Annotated in this window: 13 protein-coding genes; 5 read left to right on the plus strand and 8 right to left on the minus strand. The window is 60.4% G+C overall.

Translation table 11 applies throughout. The annotated features are described in order from the left end of the window. Positions 1-8 precede the first annotated feature (8 nt). The 5 genes from BSU04_RS35345 to BSU04_RS35365 all read right to left on the minus strand — a co-directional run bounded on the left by BSU04_RS35345 (position 9) and on the right by BSU04_RS35365 (position 8370). Positions 9-968, minus strand: a complete 960-nt coding sequence (locus BSU04_RS35345; protein ID WP_179258550.1) for a DNA/RNA non-specific endonuclease — start codon at positions 966-968, stop codon at positions 9-11. A gap of 41 nt (positions 969-1009) precedes the next feature. After that, positions 1010-2182, minus strand: coding sequence for a trypsin-like serine peptidase (locus BSU04_RS35350; protein ID WP_089164898.1), 1173 nt, complete (start codon positions 2180-2182; stop codon positions 1010-1012). 61 nt (positions 2183-2243) lie between these two features. Continuing rightward, the gene (locus BSU04_RS35355; RefSeq protein ID WP_144021449.1) at positions 2244-5093 is read right to left on the minus strand and encodes a hypothetical protein; all 2850 of its coding nucleotides are present in this window, start codon (positions 5091-5093) and stop codon (positions 2244-2246) included. A gap of 242 nt (positions 5094-5335) precedes the next feature. Continuing rightward, on the minus strand, positions 5336-7282 hold the full coding sequence (locus BSU04_RS35360) for a trypsin-like serine peptidase (protein ID WP_089164900.1): 1947 nt from the start codon (positions 7280-7282) through the stop codon (positions 5336-5338). Positions 7283-7284: 2 nt separating this feature from the next. Continuing rightward, complete coding sequence (locus tag BSU04_RS35365) at positions 7285-8370, minus strand: trypsin-like serine peptidase (RefSeq protein ID WP_089164901.1); 1086 nt, start codon at positions 8368-8370, stop codon at positions 7285-7287. Between the two features lie 1019 nt (positions 8371-9389). Between BSU04_RS35365 and ltrA the strand changes: the two genes are divergently transcribed. Together ltrA and BSU04_RS35390 are read left to right on the plus strand one after the other, a co-directional pair. Next, the gene (gene ltrA / locus BSU04_RS35380) at positions 9390-10763 is read left to right on the plus strand and encodes a group II intron reverse transcriptase/maturase (protein ID WP_089164903.1); all 1374 of its coding nucleotides are present in this window, start codon (positions 9390-9392) and stop codon (positions 10761-10763) included. Between the two features lie 1354 nt (positions 10764-12117). Then, the gene (locus tag BSU04_RS35390) at positions 12118-12543 is read left to right on the plus strand and encodes a winged helix-turn-helix domain-containing protein (RefSeq protein WP_089164905.1); all 426 of its coding nucleotides are present in this window, start codon (positions 12118-12120) and stop codon (positions 12541-12543) included. A gap of 235 nt (positions 12544-12778) precedes the next feature. On the opposite strand, the gene BSU04_RS35395 is transcribed toward BSU04_RS35390, so the two are convergent. Continuing rightward, on the minus strand, positions 12779-13183 hold the full coding sequence (locus tag BSU04_RS35395) for a hypothetical protein (RefSeq protein WP_089164906.1): 405 nt from the start codon (positions 13181-13183) through the stop codon (positions 12779-12781). A 155-nt stretch (positions 13184-13338) separates the two neighbouring features. Further along, positions 13339-13482 (minus strand): hypothetical protein, encoded by a 144-nt coding sequence (locus BSU04_RS46825; RefSeq protein ID WP_179258552.1) that lies wholly within the window; start codon positions 13480-13482, stop codon positions 13339-13341. A 225-nt stretch (positions 13483-13707) separates the two neighbouring features. Between BSU04_RS46825 and BSU04_RS35400 the strand changes: the two genes are divergently transcribed. After that, complete coding sequence (locus BSU04_RS35400) at positions 13708-14835, plus strand: molecular chaperone DnaJ (protein ID WP_089164907.1); 1128 nt, start codon at positions 13708-13710, stop codon at positions 14833-14835. A 65-nt stretch (positions 14836-14900) separates the two neighbouring features. Further along, positions 14901-15263 carry a hypothetical protein gene (locus BSU04_RS35405; protein ID WP_089164908.1) on the plus strand — a complete coding sequence of 121 codons (363 nt, stop codon included), beginning with the start codon at positions 14901-14903 and terminating at the stop codon, positions 15261-15263. Positions 15264-16053: 790 nt separating this feature from the next. On the opposite strand, the gene BSU04_RS35415 is transcribed toward BSU04_RS35405, so the two are convergent. Continuing rightward, positions 16054-17067, minus strand: a complete 1014-nt coding sequence (locus BSU04_RS35415; protein ID WP_089164910.1) for an integrase domain-containing protein — start codon at positions 17065-17067, stop codon at positions 16054-16056. 85 nt (positions 17068-17152) lie between these two features. Between BSU04_RS35415 and BSU04_RS35420 the strand changes: the two genes are divergently transcribed. Continuing rightward, positions 17153-17425 (plus strand): helix-turn-helix domain-containing protein (locus BSU04_RS35420; RefSeq protein WP_256983700.1); only part of this gene is annotated, 273 nt, incomplete at its 3' end.

Here is a 17425-nt window from a genome sequence, read left to right on the forward strand (position 1 = left end):
GCTTGCCGTCACATCGTCCTTCTGACCGCCTCTCCGTTCGCGGTGGCGATCTGATCCCACGCCTTGACCGGCCCGAGGCTCGCGAGACCGAACAGCAGATCGTCGATCTCGCGAAGCGAGCACATATAGCGTTGCCACGCGGCACTTACGGTGAACTCTTCCCGCGTCGGCACTCCCGACAAGTCCTGCTCCAGGATGAAACCGTAGGACTGCGGCTGCCAGCCCTGACCCAGCACGACGATCACCTTCCAGAACCGCCTCGGAATACGCAGCACGACACTTGCGCCATTCTCCCCGCGCCCGTCGAAGAGCGGATCGTCGTTCGCGAGGACCGGCCCGGACAGAATCACCGCCTTCTCGCTGCGGGTCTGCTGCTGCACCATGTTCTCGAGATCACCCCAGTTGTCCACACCGCGCGACGACCGATTGAAGGCCGCGATCTGCGGCGAGCAGTTCGTCGTGTGATAGGTGTCGCCGTTGCCGCGCTGCATGACTTCCAGGTCGGGACCATAGGCCACGTCGTCGCGCCTCACCAGATGCCCCTTGTCGAATGTGCCGCCGTCGCGCGTCCAAAACGCATCGGGTAGCTGATGTTCGTCGCGCAGGCGCCAATCGATCATCCATTTTTCGATGTCGCCGTCCTTGAGGCCGGTGAGCTGCCTGCGGGTCGGCCGATTGCCGTCGATCAACCGCGAGCTTTCACGCCAGTCGATATTGGATGCTGTGAAGAGCGCGAGACGGCGCCGCTTGTGCATGACGATGGAAAACTTGTCGTACCTGAGTTCGTAGCCGCCGTCCTGGAGCGGAGCGGCGATTTGCTGGCCACGATCCGTCAGCGCCGGCAGCGGAACGTCCGGCCCGAGGAATGCCGGATCATAGCCCGCACGGTCCTCCAGCCCATCGAAGATGATCGGGATCTTGAGTCCTTCGGTCAGCGCGGGCAGTGAAGGTGCCGTCGCAAGCGTCACCGTGACGGCATCGACACGTGCGGGAGGCCCGATCGATACCGTCACGCGCAAGGGCACATCCCAGGTGACTGGATCCGCGGCGGTGGACGACGACACGGTGGACGACGAAGTGGCGGGCGCAGCCTGCGCCGATGCGGCGCGAGCCGGCGGCGACACGCGCCGGCCCTCTGTCGCGCCGACGCGCCGCCAAGCTGCGTCCCATTCGTTCGTCGGCGGGGGTAGCGTTCCGGAGAATTGCACGCCAGTTCCATCGCGGGGACGCCGTAGTTTCGGATCAGATACTCGCCCGCGAAATGCAATGCGACGACCTCGGCGGAATCGGGATCGAGCACGGCCGAGCCGGAGCAACCGCCGAGCGTCGATGCATCGTGCGTCGCGGCGACCACCATCTGGTCGAAGCTCTGGATACGCGCACGCGGACGAATGCTGCCCGGCATAAAGCGCTTGGCGTTGTAGATGCGCTCGAAGATGCGATCCTGCTCCGCCAGATCGTTGCGATCGTCACGCGCCGGATAGCCGATCGTGACGATGCTCTGACCGACCGAGGGTTCGTCCACGCTCAGCCGCAACGCCTCGCGTCCCTGTAGTCCCTTCACCCTCAGTAGCGCCATATCCCAGTACGGATGAACCATCAGGACGCGTTCGATCTCAAACCAGTTCGAGTGGTCGTCCCGCGGGGTGTAGCGCTCGCGCTGGAAATCGACGGCGGCGTCGCCCGACGTGAACAGCAGCCCTTCGACTCCCACGCCGTGCGAAAAAAGCTGCGCGACGTGGCGGTTCGTCATCAATAGGCCATTACCCACGAGAAAGCCCGTGCCGCCGAAAGGATACATCAGTTGCGTCGGAAGCTCGATCCGCCCGATTGCGCGAGCCGCTTTTGCGAGCCGTTCGCGCGTCGCCTCCGCGTTTAGCACGGTCCAAGGATTTTTCAGCGTCGAATACCGATCCTTGTCGAGGAAGAACACGGGACGCTCGCGCAACATGATGATCGCTTCGAGTCCGTCGGCCTCGTCCGAGGTGACGAGACCCTTGCGGCCCAGCTTGATCTTGTTCAGCCCTTCGTTCGCGCTGGACGCCTCATCCGGCATCAGTTCCGGCAAGATCCCGAACGTTTCCGCGTCCGGGTCGCTCAGCGGCATCACGTTCTCGATGTTGCCTTCCGAGATCTGCGTGAGAAAGCGTGTGATCCGTTCGACCCTGGAGCCAAGTTCCATGACGAATTTCCTCAAGTTTTACGATGCCGTGCCCTGCATCGTTCGCCAGTGACGCCGCCGCTCACGCGTACCTGCCGGCGATTGGATCGGGCAGCTGCGCCGCATAGCGCTGCATGGCCCGGAACAGAGCATCGACGCCGTCGGGGGAACGTTTATCCTCAGGCAGAAGAAGCTGCTCGGCCATTCGCATGAGATCACCGTGCTGATCGGCGCGATCAACGATGGCGTCGGCCAGAGAGCGCGCGGACCGCGCCTTCAGGCTCAGGAACTCTTCGGGCAGAAACGATCGGCGCAGACATTCGGAGCGAAGATCATCCACGTTGGGATACATCGCGAGCAGCGCGACTCGCAGCGGAATCTTCCACGGCGCGAACCGTCCGCGCAGATACGGCGTCACATCGAGCTCCAGATCGGTTGCGATTAGCTTGGCGAGTTCCGTGCCGGCACTTCGCTCCAGCGTGGTGAAAACCTCGTCGCTGCGTTCGCCAGCAAGGGCCGCTTTAGCTGCCTGCCGCGTCGCGGGCGTGAGGCGAGATCCGTCCGTATGGATGAGCCGCGACAGGTTTCTGGTGCTGCGCAACTGCACGCCAAGCAGTGATACCGCGGTGCGGATGAGCGAGCGCGGGGCTGCGCCAAGAAAAATCACGCGCCGCAGCGTGAGCAGGTTGCGCCGCCACTCCGCCGGGTGGATCTGACTCAGGGTCTCGTGCAATTGCGAAAGATGACCGGCTTTCGGCTCGACGATCGCCAGCCCCAGCATCGCTTCGACCCTGAAAAAGAGCGCATCGGGACGGTCCGCGCGCGCGCGCGCCTGCCCGAAATACGCGGCCGCCCTCTGCAGATCGTCGCGATACCACGCCAGAAAGCCCGCCTCGATAAACGGACGAATATTCAGCTCATCCAGCTCGTGTTGATCGAGCTCGGGAATCGCACGCCACCGCACCGGCTGGGAATGTTCCGTGAGCATTTCTTCGGACTCGCGCCAATCCAGCAGATTGAACAACGCCAGAGCCAGCGGGAAGCGCGCGGGTCCGTCCATGACGAGACCGAGCCGCTTCTGGAACAGTTCCATCGCGGTGTACGGCGAGCCCGCCGCCAGAAGCGCCAGGCCGCGCCGGTAGGCATAGGTTTGCCAGATCGAGTCCGGCAACAGCGCCTGCTGGCCGGATGTGAGGCTTTGTCCCAGCGCCGCACGCACGATGTTGCGCGGTTGCTCGGGCAACTCGTCCAGTGCCGAAGCGAGCGAGAGCAGATCGCCGTGATCGAGCCGCGACAGCACTTGCGCGGGCGGGAATTCATCGAGCATAAGCAGGTGATACGCGCGCTCGCGCCGCGACACGCGGGACGCAGGATCGTGCGACCCATAGTAGTCCGCGGCGACCCGATTCAGCGCCTCAAACATGTTCGGGTCGTCCTGGCGCTGCAGTTGCAACATCACGACGCGCACATCCTTGCGATGCACGAGCGCGCCGTCTTCTTCAGCCACCAGCGACACCTCAGCCTTCAGCGCGCGATACAGGTCGTCCGGAGCCTGTCCTCGAAGCTCTTCGACGCCCGCCTGCACGAGCATGGGCAGCAGCACCTGGCCGATGATCTCCGGTGTGATGCGCCGGAGCACGAGCCCGGGATGCGCGAGCTTCTCGATGCGCGAATCGTTGATGTGATGCAGCAGCCGCGTGTAGAGATAGCCCTGGATATACGTGCCGTCTTTGCGGCCGAACCAGCTCTTTAGGTCTTCGGCCCTGACCGTCTCGAATGCGTTTTGCCGAACCAGTTGCACCGACAGCCGCAAGGAAAGCGGATTGCCGCCGACGATGTCGAAGATGGTCTTGCGCAGGTCCGCCTCGACGCCCGCACTGCGTAAGAACGCGAGCGCCGCCGGACGGTCGAAATTGCCAAGCGGATGATCCGTGATGGCGTGGCCTTCCACCGGCGCGCGCCCGGCGATCACCACACGCAGTTGCGGCAACACCGACATCGCCTCGATCCAGTCGAACACACTGTCCACCGCCGCCGCGCCACGGATCTGCACTTCCTCGAAGGTGTCGAGCACGAGGAGGAACGGGCGGTCGCTCAGCCCGGCGTCGTGCATCCACGAGGCGAAGAGCCGGGCAACGCTTTCGCTGCCGGCGCTGTCGGTAGCGTAGTCGACCATCGAACTCGCGCTCGAACGGCTCAGTTGCTCCACGCGATTGCGCCGCCGCTCACTCTGCAGCTGCCGTGTCCACGCCCTGCGCCCCGCTGCCATGGGCGGAAACTGTGAGGACACCTGCTCCAGCACCTCGCTCAGCAGCGATGCCGGATTGCTCGGATCGAGCGCCGCGCGATCGAAGTCCAGGTAGGCGAACGGAAAACCGCGCTCGCTGGCGACCGCAGCATGCGTCAGGATGAACTGCGCCATGAGCGTCGATTTGCCGATTCCGCCGATGCCGTGAATCATCAGTGGCGGCTTGCGCGATTCGAGAAGGCCACGGGCCCATCGGCTCCATCCTTCGAAGCGGGTCTCCGGCGGCGCGATACCGACGAAACTGCGCAGCTTCGTCACATCCTTTTCCCGGCCCACGAAATCCTCCGCGATGCTCCTGAGCGGTTCGAGCAGCTCACGGCGCTGCAGCTCGCCGCGCCATTGATCGAGCCTGTCGCGCGCCAGCGCCGACCAGTCGCGCAGCCATTCGCCGGCCGCCGAGAACGAACGCAGGTCTTCGATCGACATGGTGGACGCGGGCGCCGCCTCCTCTCGGATGAGAGCTGACATGGCTCGGCCGAGCGGGTCCGTAACCTCGCGCGCGACTTCATCGAGGGTGTTGAGGGCGCGTTTGCCCATCTTTAGCAACGTGCGCAAGCGGCGCGGCGGACTCAACAACCAGTGCCGCCCGTCCTCCTGCGGCACGATCACCGAGTCGCCCAGCACTTCGTCTAGCGCGGCGCCTGTCTCGTCACCTTTGACGATGCCTTGCGTGAGCTGCGCGGGCGTGAACGTGCCGAGAACTGAGGCGCGCTCGAAGAGTTGCGTGACCAGATCGTACGCGGGCGGGGCGTTAGGAGGCGGCGCATTCGCTTCGCGCCGCAGCTCAACGGTATCGAACAGATCGTTGATTTCGTCGTCCGAGAGCGGGCGCGGTTCGCCCGGTTGGGGAGCGTCGGACATGATCGTTAGGCTCCTTTCTGGTCGGTTACGGCCGCGACGCCTTGCAGTTTGCGGGCGATCTTCTGCACGTTTTGCGCAATCATTCGCAGTCGTTGCGCGGGCTCCTCAGGCGCCTGGGTGAATATCATCTCCGCGAGTTCGAGCGACTTCGCCTCGGGCATCGAGCGCTCAGCTTGCTCACATACATATCGTAGATAGCTGACGACGTCGCTCTGACTGACCGGCGGCACGAATTCCTCGGCGAGAAGCGCATCCACCTCAGGCGGCAGGTCGGGTTCATAGCCGATCAGGACGACTCGCAAGCCCGGCGCTTCACCGACGCGCTGCACGAGCGCGATCAGCAACTCCAGGGTCTCGGCCACGAGCGTGGCCTGATCGAGTGCATCGACGATGATCCACAAGAGCCTCGGCGCGGCGCCGTTATTCGAATACACCTGCTTGATGTGCTTGAGCAGATCGGTAAGGAGGTGACGCTGAACGACATTGGGGCGCGTGGAAAACTCCACGCCTTCCGGCGCCTTCACGGGGTCGAGACCGACCGAGAGGCACAGGTCATTGACGAATCGCTCCGGCTTCATTCCGGCAACAGCGACGGCCGACAGACTATGTACCGTATGGCCCAGCCTCTCCAGCAGCCGCTTCGCAATCTTCTCGGAAAACGAACGGCCACTGTAGCGCGAACCGTTCACGCGCAAAATCTGCTCGCCGCCCGGCGCGCACATCTGCCGGATCGTCGCCTGGAATGGCGCCCGGTCCAGCACCGGATAGTCTTTGCTGATGCACCATATCGGTTTGTCGGAGCCGACGAAGGTCTCGGTGATGGGCGTGCCATTTGCGACGACGATTGCGTCATCGGGCGCGGTGTCCCGATAGGGAGCCGGAATCGCGTAGGCGGCGAAATGCGTTCGGATATGATCGATGATCAGGTCGATCGGCACGCCCTGATTCTCCATGCCGACCGGCGCCATCAGCCCGCCGAGGTTATGGATGGCGACGAGCTCGAACTCCTTGTTCCAGCACGGTGCACCCGACGAGCCGTTCGCCGCGCTGACATAGTAGCGCAAGCGCGCGTTTTTCCCGATCGCGGTCACAAAGCCATCCGCGCTTTTCACGGGCGCGCCGGATGGATGCTGAATGATGCGAAGCGAGCCGAAGGGTTCAAGCGGCCTAGGCGGAGACGCGAGTGCGGACCAGCCCCGCACCGTCCCTCGACCGTTCGTTTGCGTACCGGCTGAACCGTCCAAGGTGATCAACGCATAATCCAGCGTGTGTGACTCCGGCGAATCGGGCGGCGCCCGGCCGGCTCGTTCATCGGAATGAGGTGGACTGTGCGGACCCAGCCAGTCGTCGGCCACCGACACGTAGTTGCCGTGGAACAGTTGTTTTCTTCCGCCGAGCCCGCGACGAACGGCGAAGTCGAAGCGGCATTTGACTCTGCCGGCGCTGCCGGCGGCCGCCGTGCATGTCCCGGGCGCGCCCGAGGCCGCCTGTACCAACTGCGATTCGACGACATGGTGGGCTGTGAGCACCTGATCCGGACCGACGAGCACGCCAGTGCCCTCTGGATTTCCGTCGATCTCCACCATGCACACGTGACCCGTGATGAACGTGTTCATCTCCCAGGCCCATTGCGCCTCGTAGCGCTCCGAGTAGGCCAGGAGACGCTGCAACCCGCCGCCGCCCTGATACTTGTAGAGCATAGACACCGCCGATATACGTGACGGACGGGCCTCGCCGGGCAAGGACGCAATCGCCATCAGAAGGTCTAGCATGGCGCCCTCTTCCTGCACGCCGATGAAGGTGGCCCGCAATTGCACATCGAAGTTCGGAGAGCTGGTGTATTTGGCTGGCGATTTGTGCAGCCGCCCATCGAGCATCGTCGCGAAGGTCGCCGAGTTCGAGTCCTGCAGCAACCTCACGATCAGATCGTTGATTTCGGCCTCCGTCAGCATGGTCAACCTCCAATTCCCAATGCAATGAGCCTTGCATCGTTCAGCACGGCGGCGAGGCTCAATGCCCGGTTTTCGACGCTCGCCGTTCCCGCGCGATGCAATCCGTAGACGCTGCCGGTGTTGAAGCCGATCACGCAAGAGCCGGAGTTACCGCGCAAGGTCGAGCAATCGTGTGTGAACTGGACGCCGTTCGCTGAAGCGGCCATTATTTCTCCAGGCGCGAAACGCTTGACGCCGAGTTGTCGCCCGAACACACGATCGATGATCGATGCATCGACGCGATCGTCCGCGCTGGGATAGCCGATCACGTACACGCGCTCGCGAGCGTGAATGCTCGCTTTATTCGTGCTGAGCGGCAGCGGCGCAGGCAAGAGTTTGCCCAATTCGTTCGCGGACTCCATGCGCAACACCGCGAGATCGACTCTCGGATCGGGATGCAGATACTCGATTCCCGTCACGCGGAATTCGTGCTGGCCGGACGGCACGCCGGGATGCCCGTTCTCAGCGAGAAAATCGACCAGCGCGCTCAGGCCTGTTCCGATTTTCCAGTTCGCCCCGTTTTGCTCTGCGAAATGAATGGCGACGTGGAAGTTGGTCATCGCAAGACACGGCGCAACCATGAACGCCGTGCCGAGATAGGGTTCATCTGCAAATTCGGGCACACGCAGCCTGCCGACCTTGGGGATGACCTCTTCGATCATCCCTTCGAAAATATCGAGCGGCTCTTCCCACTCGTCGCTCGCGCCCGCCACCTTGCCGCCAACGATGAGCAGGGACGGACGCCCCGTCAGGCGCACGATGGCTTCCAGCCCTGCGGTCGCGCTGTCCGAAAGCGAAGCGTTGATGCCACGTGCTGCCACTTCCTTCAATGCGCGCCCGCCTTCGTCCAGCAGCGATCGCGCGAGCGCGTGGCGGGCACGCTCAATCTCCGATGCATCCGAACGCAGCGCCGGCAATGATCCGCGCGCGCGCTCGAACATCGAATCGGCTTGCTGGTCTGGCTGGGAGACGCGATTCATCGCCTCGAAGCCCGCGCCTGCGGGCATGCCCAACGCGGCGAGAGCCCGTCGAATCGGAAGCTCGTTCATGACGCCCTTCTCTCATATTGTCGGCGTGGCGGACGGCAATCTCGATGCGTCAATGCCAGACACGTCAGAAGAATGGTTGCGCTTCATAAACATCCGTCACACATGCTTCTTAATCCGCATCATCCGCGCGCACTTGAAACACCGCAAGATGATTTGGCATCGCAAGCACTTTTTGCCAGACGGGAGGAACGTTATGTGGGCTAGCGAACACTCTTAGCGCGGCGCGACCATGCCGCCGCAGCGAACGCTTTTAAGCGTCAACCGCGTGAGCGCGTCCGCGACGCCCTCTCCAGCGAGCCGTTCAGTGTTGTCGCTTCGCTCCGAGGCATTCAAGGGTGTCAAGTTTTCACTACACAGCCGTGTTCACAGGGAACGTTCAGCGCTACAGCCTTCCGCTCGCTTTGCCAGCTGCTTGAATGTGGGCAATAGCAAAAACTGACAGCGCCGAAACGCTTTGCTAGCCGTGACGCTTGGCTTTATCCGAACGTCCTCATTGGCAACGACGCGCTGACGTGCGCTTATAGTTGAACGACCGTTGTTCCCTGAAATTCGCCATGCACGTCGCGGCGGCACGAAAGGCCGATTTGGGTGTGCGCCGTGAAAAGGTGGCGCTTTCCAGCGGGTGTGAGTCCCGCCCGGCAACCGCTCCAGCCGGAAGCAACCGGAGCAGCTATGGAGGCAACGAAGTGGCTGAAGCCTTCGGTTATGCGTGTCACAAATTGGTGACAGCGCGAGTGTGCAGGCCGTAACGCGAGTGAACGCCGAGCAAACCTCGAAAAGGTCGATGCGCAGGCCGACCCGACAACCCTATCGGGGAAGGCTGATACGACTGGGCGAATGAGCAGGCTGGACGTCCAGTCGCTGCGCCGGGGTAGTGGCGACAGCATGTACACAAGGAAAGCGTACGCAACACGGGAAGTCCCTTGGCGTGGTCAGGGATGACCAACCGGACGCCCGCGAGGGACAGGCCGGGCGCCTTGGGATGACGGAGAGGCCCGTAGTACCGCTGAAGCCGGGTAATGCTGGTGGAGGGAAGGGGCCTCAGTTCAAGACAGACGCAATACGTAGTGAGGACGTGGAGATTGGGCAACCTATCAACTCCGATTCGTGTTCAGAAGCTGCAGATGGCGTTACACGCGAAAGCGAAGGCAGAAGCCGGGTATCGCTTCTACGCGCTGTACGACAAGATCTATTGTGAGGATGTGCTGGCGCATGCGTACGCCCAGTGTCGCTCGAACAAGGGCGCGCCGGGTGTCGATCGGCAAGACTTCGCGGAGATCGAGGCGTACGGGGTGCAGAAGTGGCTCGGCGAACTGGCGCTTGCGCTCAGGCAGGAGAGTTACCGGCCGGACCCGATCAGACGAGTGTTTATTCCGAAGGCCAATGGCAAGCTGAGGCCACTGGGCATCTCGACCTTGCGAGATCGGGTGTGCATGACAGCAGCGATGCTGGTGCTCGAACCGATCTTCGAAGCGGACCTCCCGCCAGAGCAGTACGCTTACCGCCCGGGGCGCAATGCCCAGCAAGCGGTGATCGAGGTGGAGGAGCGGCTGCATAGAGGGCAAACGGACGTTGTTGACGCCGACCTGGCGGACTACTTCGGAAGCATTCCCCACGCCGATTTGATGTTGTCGCTCGCGCGACCCATCGTTGATCGGCGCGTGCTGCATCTGATCAAGATGTGGTTGGAGTGCTCCGTTGAAGAAACCGACAACCAAGGCCGGAAGACACGTACGACCGAGGCCAAGGACAGCAGGCGCGGCATTCCGCAAGGTTCACCCATCTCACCACTGCTGGCGAATATTTACATGCGCCGGTTTGTGCTGGCATGGAAGAAGCTCGGACTTCAGCGAAGTCTTGGCAGTCGAATCGTGACCTACGCGGACGATCTTGTGATCTTGTGCAAGCGAGGCAAAGCGGAAGAAGCGTTGTCGCGACTGCGCGAGATCATGGGCAAACTGAAGCTGACGGTCAACGAGGAGAAGACACAAATCTGCAAGGTGCCGGAGGGCGAATTCGATTTCCTGGGTTACACGTTTGGGCGGCTGTACTCTGCAACGACTGGCCAGGCCCGTATGGGCATGCGTCCATCGAAGAAGAGTATTCGACGCATGGTCGAAAAGATTCATGCGATGACTGCCCTCAAGACGGTGTGGCAAGAGACCACGGAGCTGGTGGGCAGGTTGAACCGCACGCTGCGCGGCTGGGCGAACTACTTCAAGGTAGGCTCGGACAGACGCGCGTATCGGGCGCTCGACAGCTACACCGCTACGCGGTTGCGTCGGTGGTTACGCAACAAGTACAAGGTTCGACGTCGCAGGGGCGGGACTTATCCATCCCAGCACCTCTACGGGCACTTCGGTCTCGTGCGTCTGACTTGTCCCTGGTTGTGAACCTGCCATGTACGAAGGCGTGATGTCCTGTCCGAGAGCCGGATGCGGGAGATCTGCATGTCCGGTTCGATGAGCGGGGTGTAGAAACGGGGTTAGGGCGAGGTTACTCGGGCACCGCCAGACGAAAGGGGCGGCAACAGACAAACCGAACCTACTGCTACCGCGCTACATCTCGACTCTACCGTGTGCTGCCGATCGAAGCCTGGCGCGGTTGAAACCGTGCATGCCGATTGCATGAGACAGCACGCGGCCACAACCGGGCGATCGATGGCCGTTCGTTGGTGCTTAAATCCGGACACTGGAAGGTCGATTCTTCCCTGGAGAGTGGTCCCCTCGCGCGTGACGCCAATTGACCGCGACTCCGGCAAGTTATCGTCGGATCGGATATTGCTGCAAGCGCCCGCTCATGACCTTGCCTGTCTTTTCGATCTTCGGGCCAAGGCAGCCGCAACATTCTTATATGAAGCCCGCTGAACCCAGTGTCGGGGATGCGACTGATAAATTCAGGTTTTGATCGGCATTGTTGCGCACGTCGTCGTCGACCGCGGGAGCGGGTGCCGATAACATACGTTCACCATATCGCGTCACCTTCGTCGGAGTGTAAATCAGCAAACATGCCACGCCCAAGACAGTCGATTAGCCCAGCGGCGCGAACCCACCTACTTTGCTATTTAGTGGCGAGTGCGCTCGCATCACACGCTTTGACGAAAACGTGGCGGGTCGAGCACGTCGTTGAATCAGCACGCATCTGGTTGGCTAGGAACATGATGTCGGCGAGTTGGCTTGACCGACTAATGCTCGGACAAATGGCGCTAAAGCTGTCCTGCGAGCAACTGAGCGCTTCTCGCACATTGCGGCAAACGGATGTCCTCACGCTATTCACCAATGAGTTGACGCTGAACTATCAAAGCGCGCTCGTTGGACAAATCTGGCAACGGTGCAGCGATGCGCTGGCCGTCGGCTCTTACGGGCCCGGCGTATAGCAGTTTTTTTTCGACCATTCAACACGTTGACAACATTTTGTAATCTCAGCGCCGAAATAGTCCTGCCTTGGTAACCCATCGCTTCGTGTGTGGCAACGGTTTCTGTGCCAGCATTACTAAAACTCAACTTGTCTGTGATGCGATGAGTATGTCGAAGGACACGCTGCCGAGCGTACTCTTGCGAATGGAAGCCGGGCGAATGCGATTAGAGGGAAAGTCCCCTTCCGCTGTCGCCAGTGTGCTTGGTATCTCACCTCAAACGGCGAAGCGGTATCAGTCGCTGATGGCTGTTGATTTCCACTGGAAACTGACCCACTCGCGCGCATGTCCGTGGGAGGTGGGAAACCTGCGCTTAGCCCAGAGGGGCGGGAATGGATTGGATAGCATCAGCCCTGCGCGGTTCGCCAGTGGCATATGGTTTCGACTCGGATCAATGGACCGACGGTCGCCTCCGCTCCTTAGTTGAGAAGAAATTTGGGCTCAGCTTTTCCCGTGTGTACGTCAGGCAGATCATCATCGACTTGGGCTTTCCTGACCGTCTCAAACCGAGACGCGACTCCTCGCTGGAATCACGCACACGCGAGTTGACGTCGGAAATATTGTTCTGGGTGGCAGCCGCCTTATGCCACTCGCCGAAAGCGGAGGGATTTGCGGCCGATAGGTGGACCAACGAACGGCTTCGAACGGCGATTGAACGTCGCTTCGGCGTTCGATACTCTCGCGAACATGTATGGAAGATCGCGACGGATCTCGGGCTGTCACATTTGCTGAGCAAGGCACGTTGGGTAGGAAAATGATTGGTTGAAGTTCACGCTGGCTGGAGCGGATCGGGCGAAATCGCCATCTGTTTGAGCGCACACTAGACGCGGGGAAACTGCGGCGAGCGCGTGCTACCTGAAACGTTTGAAGACAATATTCGTCAGAGATCCGCCCTCGTCCCATGACTCATCAGGGGCCTAAGTCTTGCGTTGGCCGATTTCGTGGCGGTCACATCGACTCACTGCGTAGTTTCCACAAACGGCGACCTTGGGATCAAGGCGCTCTCTGCCCGTCATCGCCCTCAAAACCGGCAACGTCGTGTTCGCTGTTTGCGTCATCGCTAGATCGCACTCGAAGGACTTTGACCAAGCGCAATCTCTCGCGGCGACCACGACCAACCAGCATCAACTCAACAACACTTTCGACAATGTCTTCTGCCGCGACGGGATCTTGCTCACGAGGCCAGGGCCATGCGGCCTTTGCCCATGCCGGGATCTCGTTGGTCGACATCAGGCCAAATTCGGTAGGGTCGTCGAACACCCAACCGTAGGTTTCGAGGATGATTTGCTCCATGTATTTGCGATCTGCTTCCGTCATGGGCGTCCAGCACTTGTGTCGTCGGTCCTGTGCGGCGACAACCGTACGCGACGTTCGATCCAAAACGATGCGATGCTTCATATATGGCTCGCACGGCCATAGCGACTCCCAGTCTCCTACGACATATCGGTAACCGTCGTTCTCCATCTTTGTCCCTTTTAACATTGACCTTAAGGTAAGCGTAGCGCTCTTCTGTTCGCAGTCAAGACATCACTTATTTTCAAGGCCCATTAACGTCAACCCGCGCGCCGCCACTGCGAGCGCAACGCCGCACGCACGCCGATGGTGATCGCGCCGATGCCCGTGCAGCCGTTGCCGGGTGTACGTGTCTGCACGCATGTGCTCACCGAGATCTCAAAACGGACATCGGACGCTGACATCAGCACCCTGCTGCCGTGCAAATGCGCCAAACGTGGGCAGCCCGCTACAATCCACCCGTGACGCACCCCGATCTGGGATCCAAACCGCGTTCTCCACGAGCTCCGGCATCAATCGATCATCGAGCGGCAACGTGCGCATGCTGCGCTATCGCAGCGCGGTGCATCCGCAACCTCGACTAAAATAGTGGGATGCTCGCTCTCGCATCAACCAGCGGAAATCATCCCATGACCAGGACAAATCTCAGGTCCATCAGCATTGCTTCGGACCATAACCAGTCTAATCTGTCGAAAGGGCAAAAGGCGTTCAACACGCTCATCAAGCAGATCGAAAAGCGACGCGCCAGACTGAGTGCCTGGGAGGCTGCAATGCCTGCCTTCCATCGGAAATACGTAAGCGAGTTCGCTCCCCTTGAGCAAACTTCCATCGACTTGCGAACCAAGCTCGTGCATCGCCTGGACCAGGCGTACGCTCAGAAGGATCTGACCAAATCCGAGCGACGCACGATCGCAGACCTGATCAGCGACCTGACAGGTGAGTTGGTCGCACAGAGCGATGATCCGGAGCTTAAATCGATTTACAACCGGTATAGCGAATCTGACTTTGACAGTGAAGCCGCCGCCGAATTGGACGACATGAAAACGGCGCTCGAAGCCATGCTAGGGGTCGAGCTTGGCGACGACGTTGATATGAGCTCTCCCGAGGATGTACTGCAGCGCGCCCATGCGCAAATGGAAAAGCTGCAGGCACAAGATGCACTCGAAAACCAGGCTCGGGAAGCGCGCCGCGCCAAACGGAAAAAGACACCGAGGCAACTCGCAGCTGAGGCACGAGAACAAGTTGAGCAGGCCGAACTGAGCTTATCGATCCGCGAGGTCTATCGAAAACTGGCCAGCGCCTTGCATCCCGACCGCGAGACCGATCCGCAGGAACGTGAGCGCAAGACCACCTTGATGCAGAGGGCCAATCAGGCGTATAGCAAAAATAGCCTGCTGCAACTGCTCGAGTTGCAGTTGGAGTTAGAACACATCGACCAAAGCGTCATCAACAATATCGGCGAAGACCGGTTAAAACACTACAACAAGATTCTGAAGGAACAGCTCGGCGAACTCGACCACGAAATTCTGCATGTCGAGAACGGATTCAAGCACAGCTACGGAATTCCGCCCTTCGTCGAGGTGTCACCCGGCACCGTCATGCGCAACCTTGCCGCTGATATCTTCTCGCTGCAGGAGAGCCTCCACGCCCTTGAACATGACCTGCTCGTATTCGACGACGTCAAGCAGCTGAAGGGCTGGCTAAAGTCCGCAAAACGCTCATTGGCCACGCCGCGTTTGGACGATATGCCGTTCTAGGGGAGTGCTGCCCTTCATGCTTCTTCCAAGGGTGGAGAAAGCACCGCCTATCATTTTCACGCACAATGATTACGGCAGATGGCATCCTTGTTTTTCGCCCTTTCGCCCTTTCGCCCTTTCGCCCTTTCGCCCTTTCGCCAAACTATATCGAAGAACTTGTCGCGAACTTCGGCGCGCTTACCGCGGAAGTTCCACGGCGGCCAATCGCCTCGCGCGCGCAGTACCTAGAAGCCGTTCGCGTGTTGAATGCGTTGCTGGATGCTGGTGCAGCCAACGAAGAACACGAATTCGGCGGACCGGTTGTCGCTTTGGATGAATTAATCGAGCGCGACGACGAGGTCCACTACGTCTTGACTGTTCGATTAACGCGGCCGCGGGGCGAACATTCTCGCACAATGTTCATCGAGCGCTTCGGGGCGAGAGTCTAGGCGGCCTTCAATGGCATCGACCACACGCGCCACGCTCACATGCCGCTGCCGACTTGAAAAGAACCGGATCGTGCGCAGCCGGAGGTAATGATAGAGCTCATCGGCCTCAAGTATCGATTCAGGCAAAAGCGGATGCAGCGCGCAAGGGATAGCGGCCGCAACAGCGAGATTTTCAACCGGGCATGCGTGCTGCAAGAGCGACGAGCGCAGACATCGAACAGCGGCAGCTTGTCTTCTGAGCGGCGAGGTGTGAAGCATCGCTTCGCGTTCTTCGTTGAAAACGCTTAGAGTTTCTGAGTCAGGGCCCGGTGCAACACGTCCCCGAAGCTGCATTGCCATCACGACGAACGCGCCGAACGGGCTCACAACGAGGACGTCGAGCTTTGTCGTGGGAAAGCGTGTCCCCGGTGCGTGAATCAAGATTACGCGCTCGCGTAAGACGTAGTCGTCAATGCCCAGACGGTCGAGCGCTTGTCGAAATGTACCCGACACCGAGGACGTTGCTGAGCCCAAGGCCGTCCGAATGCAGGGCGCATTTAAACGTGCGGTCTCGCGTACGCTCCGAGAGCAATCCGGGTCCCCGATTTTGTCTTCAGCTGTTTGGATCAAAATGTTCGCCTCGTTCAGTTGGATTAATACCAGCCTACTGAGAAGGTGACAAAGTCAAGCAACGACGCCAACAGATCCGGGCAGTCAGGCAATAATCGAGCGACCTAGAGTAGTCGCCGCTGAGCGGCAATGTGGAGGGTAGCGCGACGTTGCGCGACGCGTCGTACCTTCCCTCAAACAGCTAAGCATCGTTTTCGCCGGCGGTGATTGCAGGGCCGTCGGCTTCGGCTTCGGCTTCGGCTTCGGCTTCGACCTTGGCTTCGGCGTTGGCTTCGGCTTCGGCTTCGGTTTCGGCTTCGGTTTCGGCGTTGACTTCGGCGTTGACTTCGGCGTTGACTTCGGCGTTGGCTTCGGCGTTGGCTTCGGCGTTGGCTTCGGCGTTGGCTTCGGCTTCGGCGTTGTTGAGCTTTCCAAGCACGCGGTATAGCGACTGACGAGAGATGCCGAGCGCTTTTGCCGCGTTCGATTTGTTGCCTTTCGAATGTTCGAGCGCTGCGAGTACCTGCGCGTAATTCACCACAGGCGTGTCGGCTTTGCGGATCGCCGCGAATGACGAGATGTATGCGCTCGCCTTCGTTGCTAGCCCGTGACCCGCAGCCGCCACAATTCGCTCCATTGCCAATTGGTGCAACTCGGGATCTGGCCGGTGGTCAGGGCGCTTGATCGGCGCGGGCACCCCGGTCACCTTTTCGTACATACGTTGGAGGTACGCGTGGCGCAAGCCGTGAACCGTCACGCCCAACACCTTTCGTGCAACGCCTTGGCCTTGCAGCACATCGTAAAAATGGCGGTACCATTTTTTGAGAGTCCATGGCTCAGGAATCATCGAGCCAGTACGCGGATTCGACAAACGAGCAGCCCGGATCAATAAGTCGTATTGCCATCCTTCCTCGATCGGTACAACGCGCGGGCGACCGCCTTTCGTGCCATCAATAATTTGCAAATGCCCCGAAAGACGCAAACACTGGAGCGGGCGCAACAGCATGCTCTCCAGCGCACGCAAGCCAAACGCCGACTGCAACTCAACCTGAATCGCCACCCAGCGGTCTCGCTCGGTCAGACGCGCGATCACATCGTCGACGTTCACGTTCGCCGCTTCCCACGACTTATCCTGTTGTGCCACGTAAAAGCGCCGATAGCCTTCGGGACGCTCGATATAGTCATCTACTGTCCCGACGAGTTGATGCTTGCCCATCCATGCAGCAAGGGTACGAAAATAGGTTAAGTGTGACGAGTAAACGAATTTCAAAATATGGGGTCTGACAGGCAATGCGACTCTGATGACCTGCCTGCCGATGAAATGTGCCGTTGAACTGACCGAGCCGGAGAAGAAGACCCTGCAACAGCTGTCGCTCAAACATCCACATGAAGACTTTCGAACCCGTGGACTAGGTCTGCTGGAGCTTGGCCGCGGCCGGCGGGTTCATGAGATCGCGGTCGAACTCGATGTGAGCGACAAGTCGGTGTACAACTGGGTGCACGCCTGGAACGACAAAGGCCTCTGTGGTTTGCTGAGCGGACATAAAGGTGGGCGTCCCCGCGCATTGTCTGAT

Origin of the sequence: Caballeronia sordidicola (genome assembly GCF_002220365.1) — a bacterium.
In the GTDB taxonomy this organism is placed as follows: domain Bacteria; phylum Pseudomonadota; class Gammaproteobacteria; order Burkholderiales; family Burkholderiaceae; genus Caballeronia; species Caballeronia sordidicola_C.

Coding starts and splice junctions, on each gene's coding strand:
- BSU04_RS35400 (WP_089164907.1), top strand. CDS start 13,708: ATGACCAGGACAAATCTCAGGTCCATCAGCATTGCTTCGGACCATAAC.
- BSU04_RS35415 (WP_089164910.1), bottom strand. CDS start 17,067: ATGGGCAAGCATCAACTCGTCGGGACAGTAGATGACTATATCGAGCGT.
- BSU04_RS35405 (WP_089164908.1), top strand. CDS start 14,901: ATGATTACGGCAGATGGCATCCTTGTTTTTCGCCCTTTCGCCCTTTCG.
- BSU04_RS35390 (WP_089164905.1), top strand. CDS start 12,118: ATGGATTGGATAGCATCAGCCCTGCGCGGTTCGCCAGTGGCATATGGT.
- ltrA (WP_089164903.1), top strand. CDS start 9,390: ATGCTGGTGGAGGGAAGGGGCCTCAGTTCAAGACAGACGCAATACGTA.
- BSU04_RS46825 (WP_179258552.1), bottom strand. CDS start 13,482: ATGTCAGCGTCCGATGTCCGTTTTGAGATCTCGGTGAGCACATGCGTG.
- BSU04_RS35395 (WP_089164906.1), bottom strand. CDS start 13,183: ATGAAGCATCGCATCGTTTTGGATCGAACGTCGCGTACGGTTGTCGCC.
- BSU04_RS35365 (WP_089164901.1), bottom strand. CDS start 8,370: ATGAACGAGCTTCCGATTCGACGGGCTCTCGCCGCGTTGGGCATGCCC.
- BSU04_RS35350 (WP_089164898.1), bottom strand. CDS start 2,182: ATGGAACTTGGCTCCAGGGTCGAACGGATCACACGCTTTCTCACGCAG.
- BSU04_RS35360 (WP_089164900.1), bottom strand. CDS start 7,282: ATGCTGACGGAGGCCGAAATCAACGATCTGATCGTGAGGTTGCTGCAG.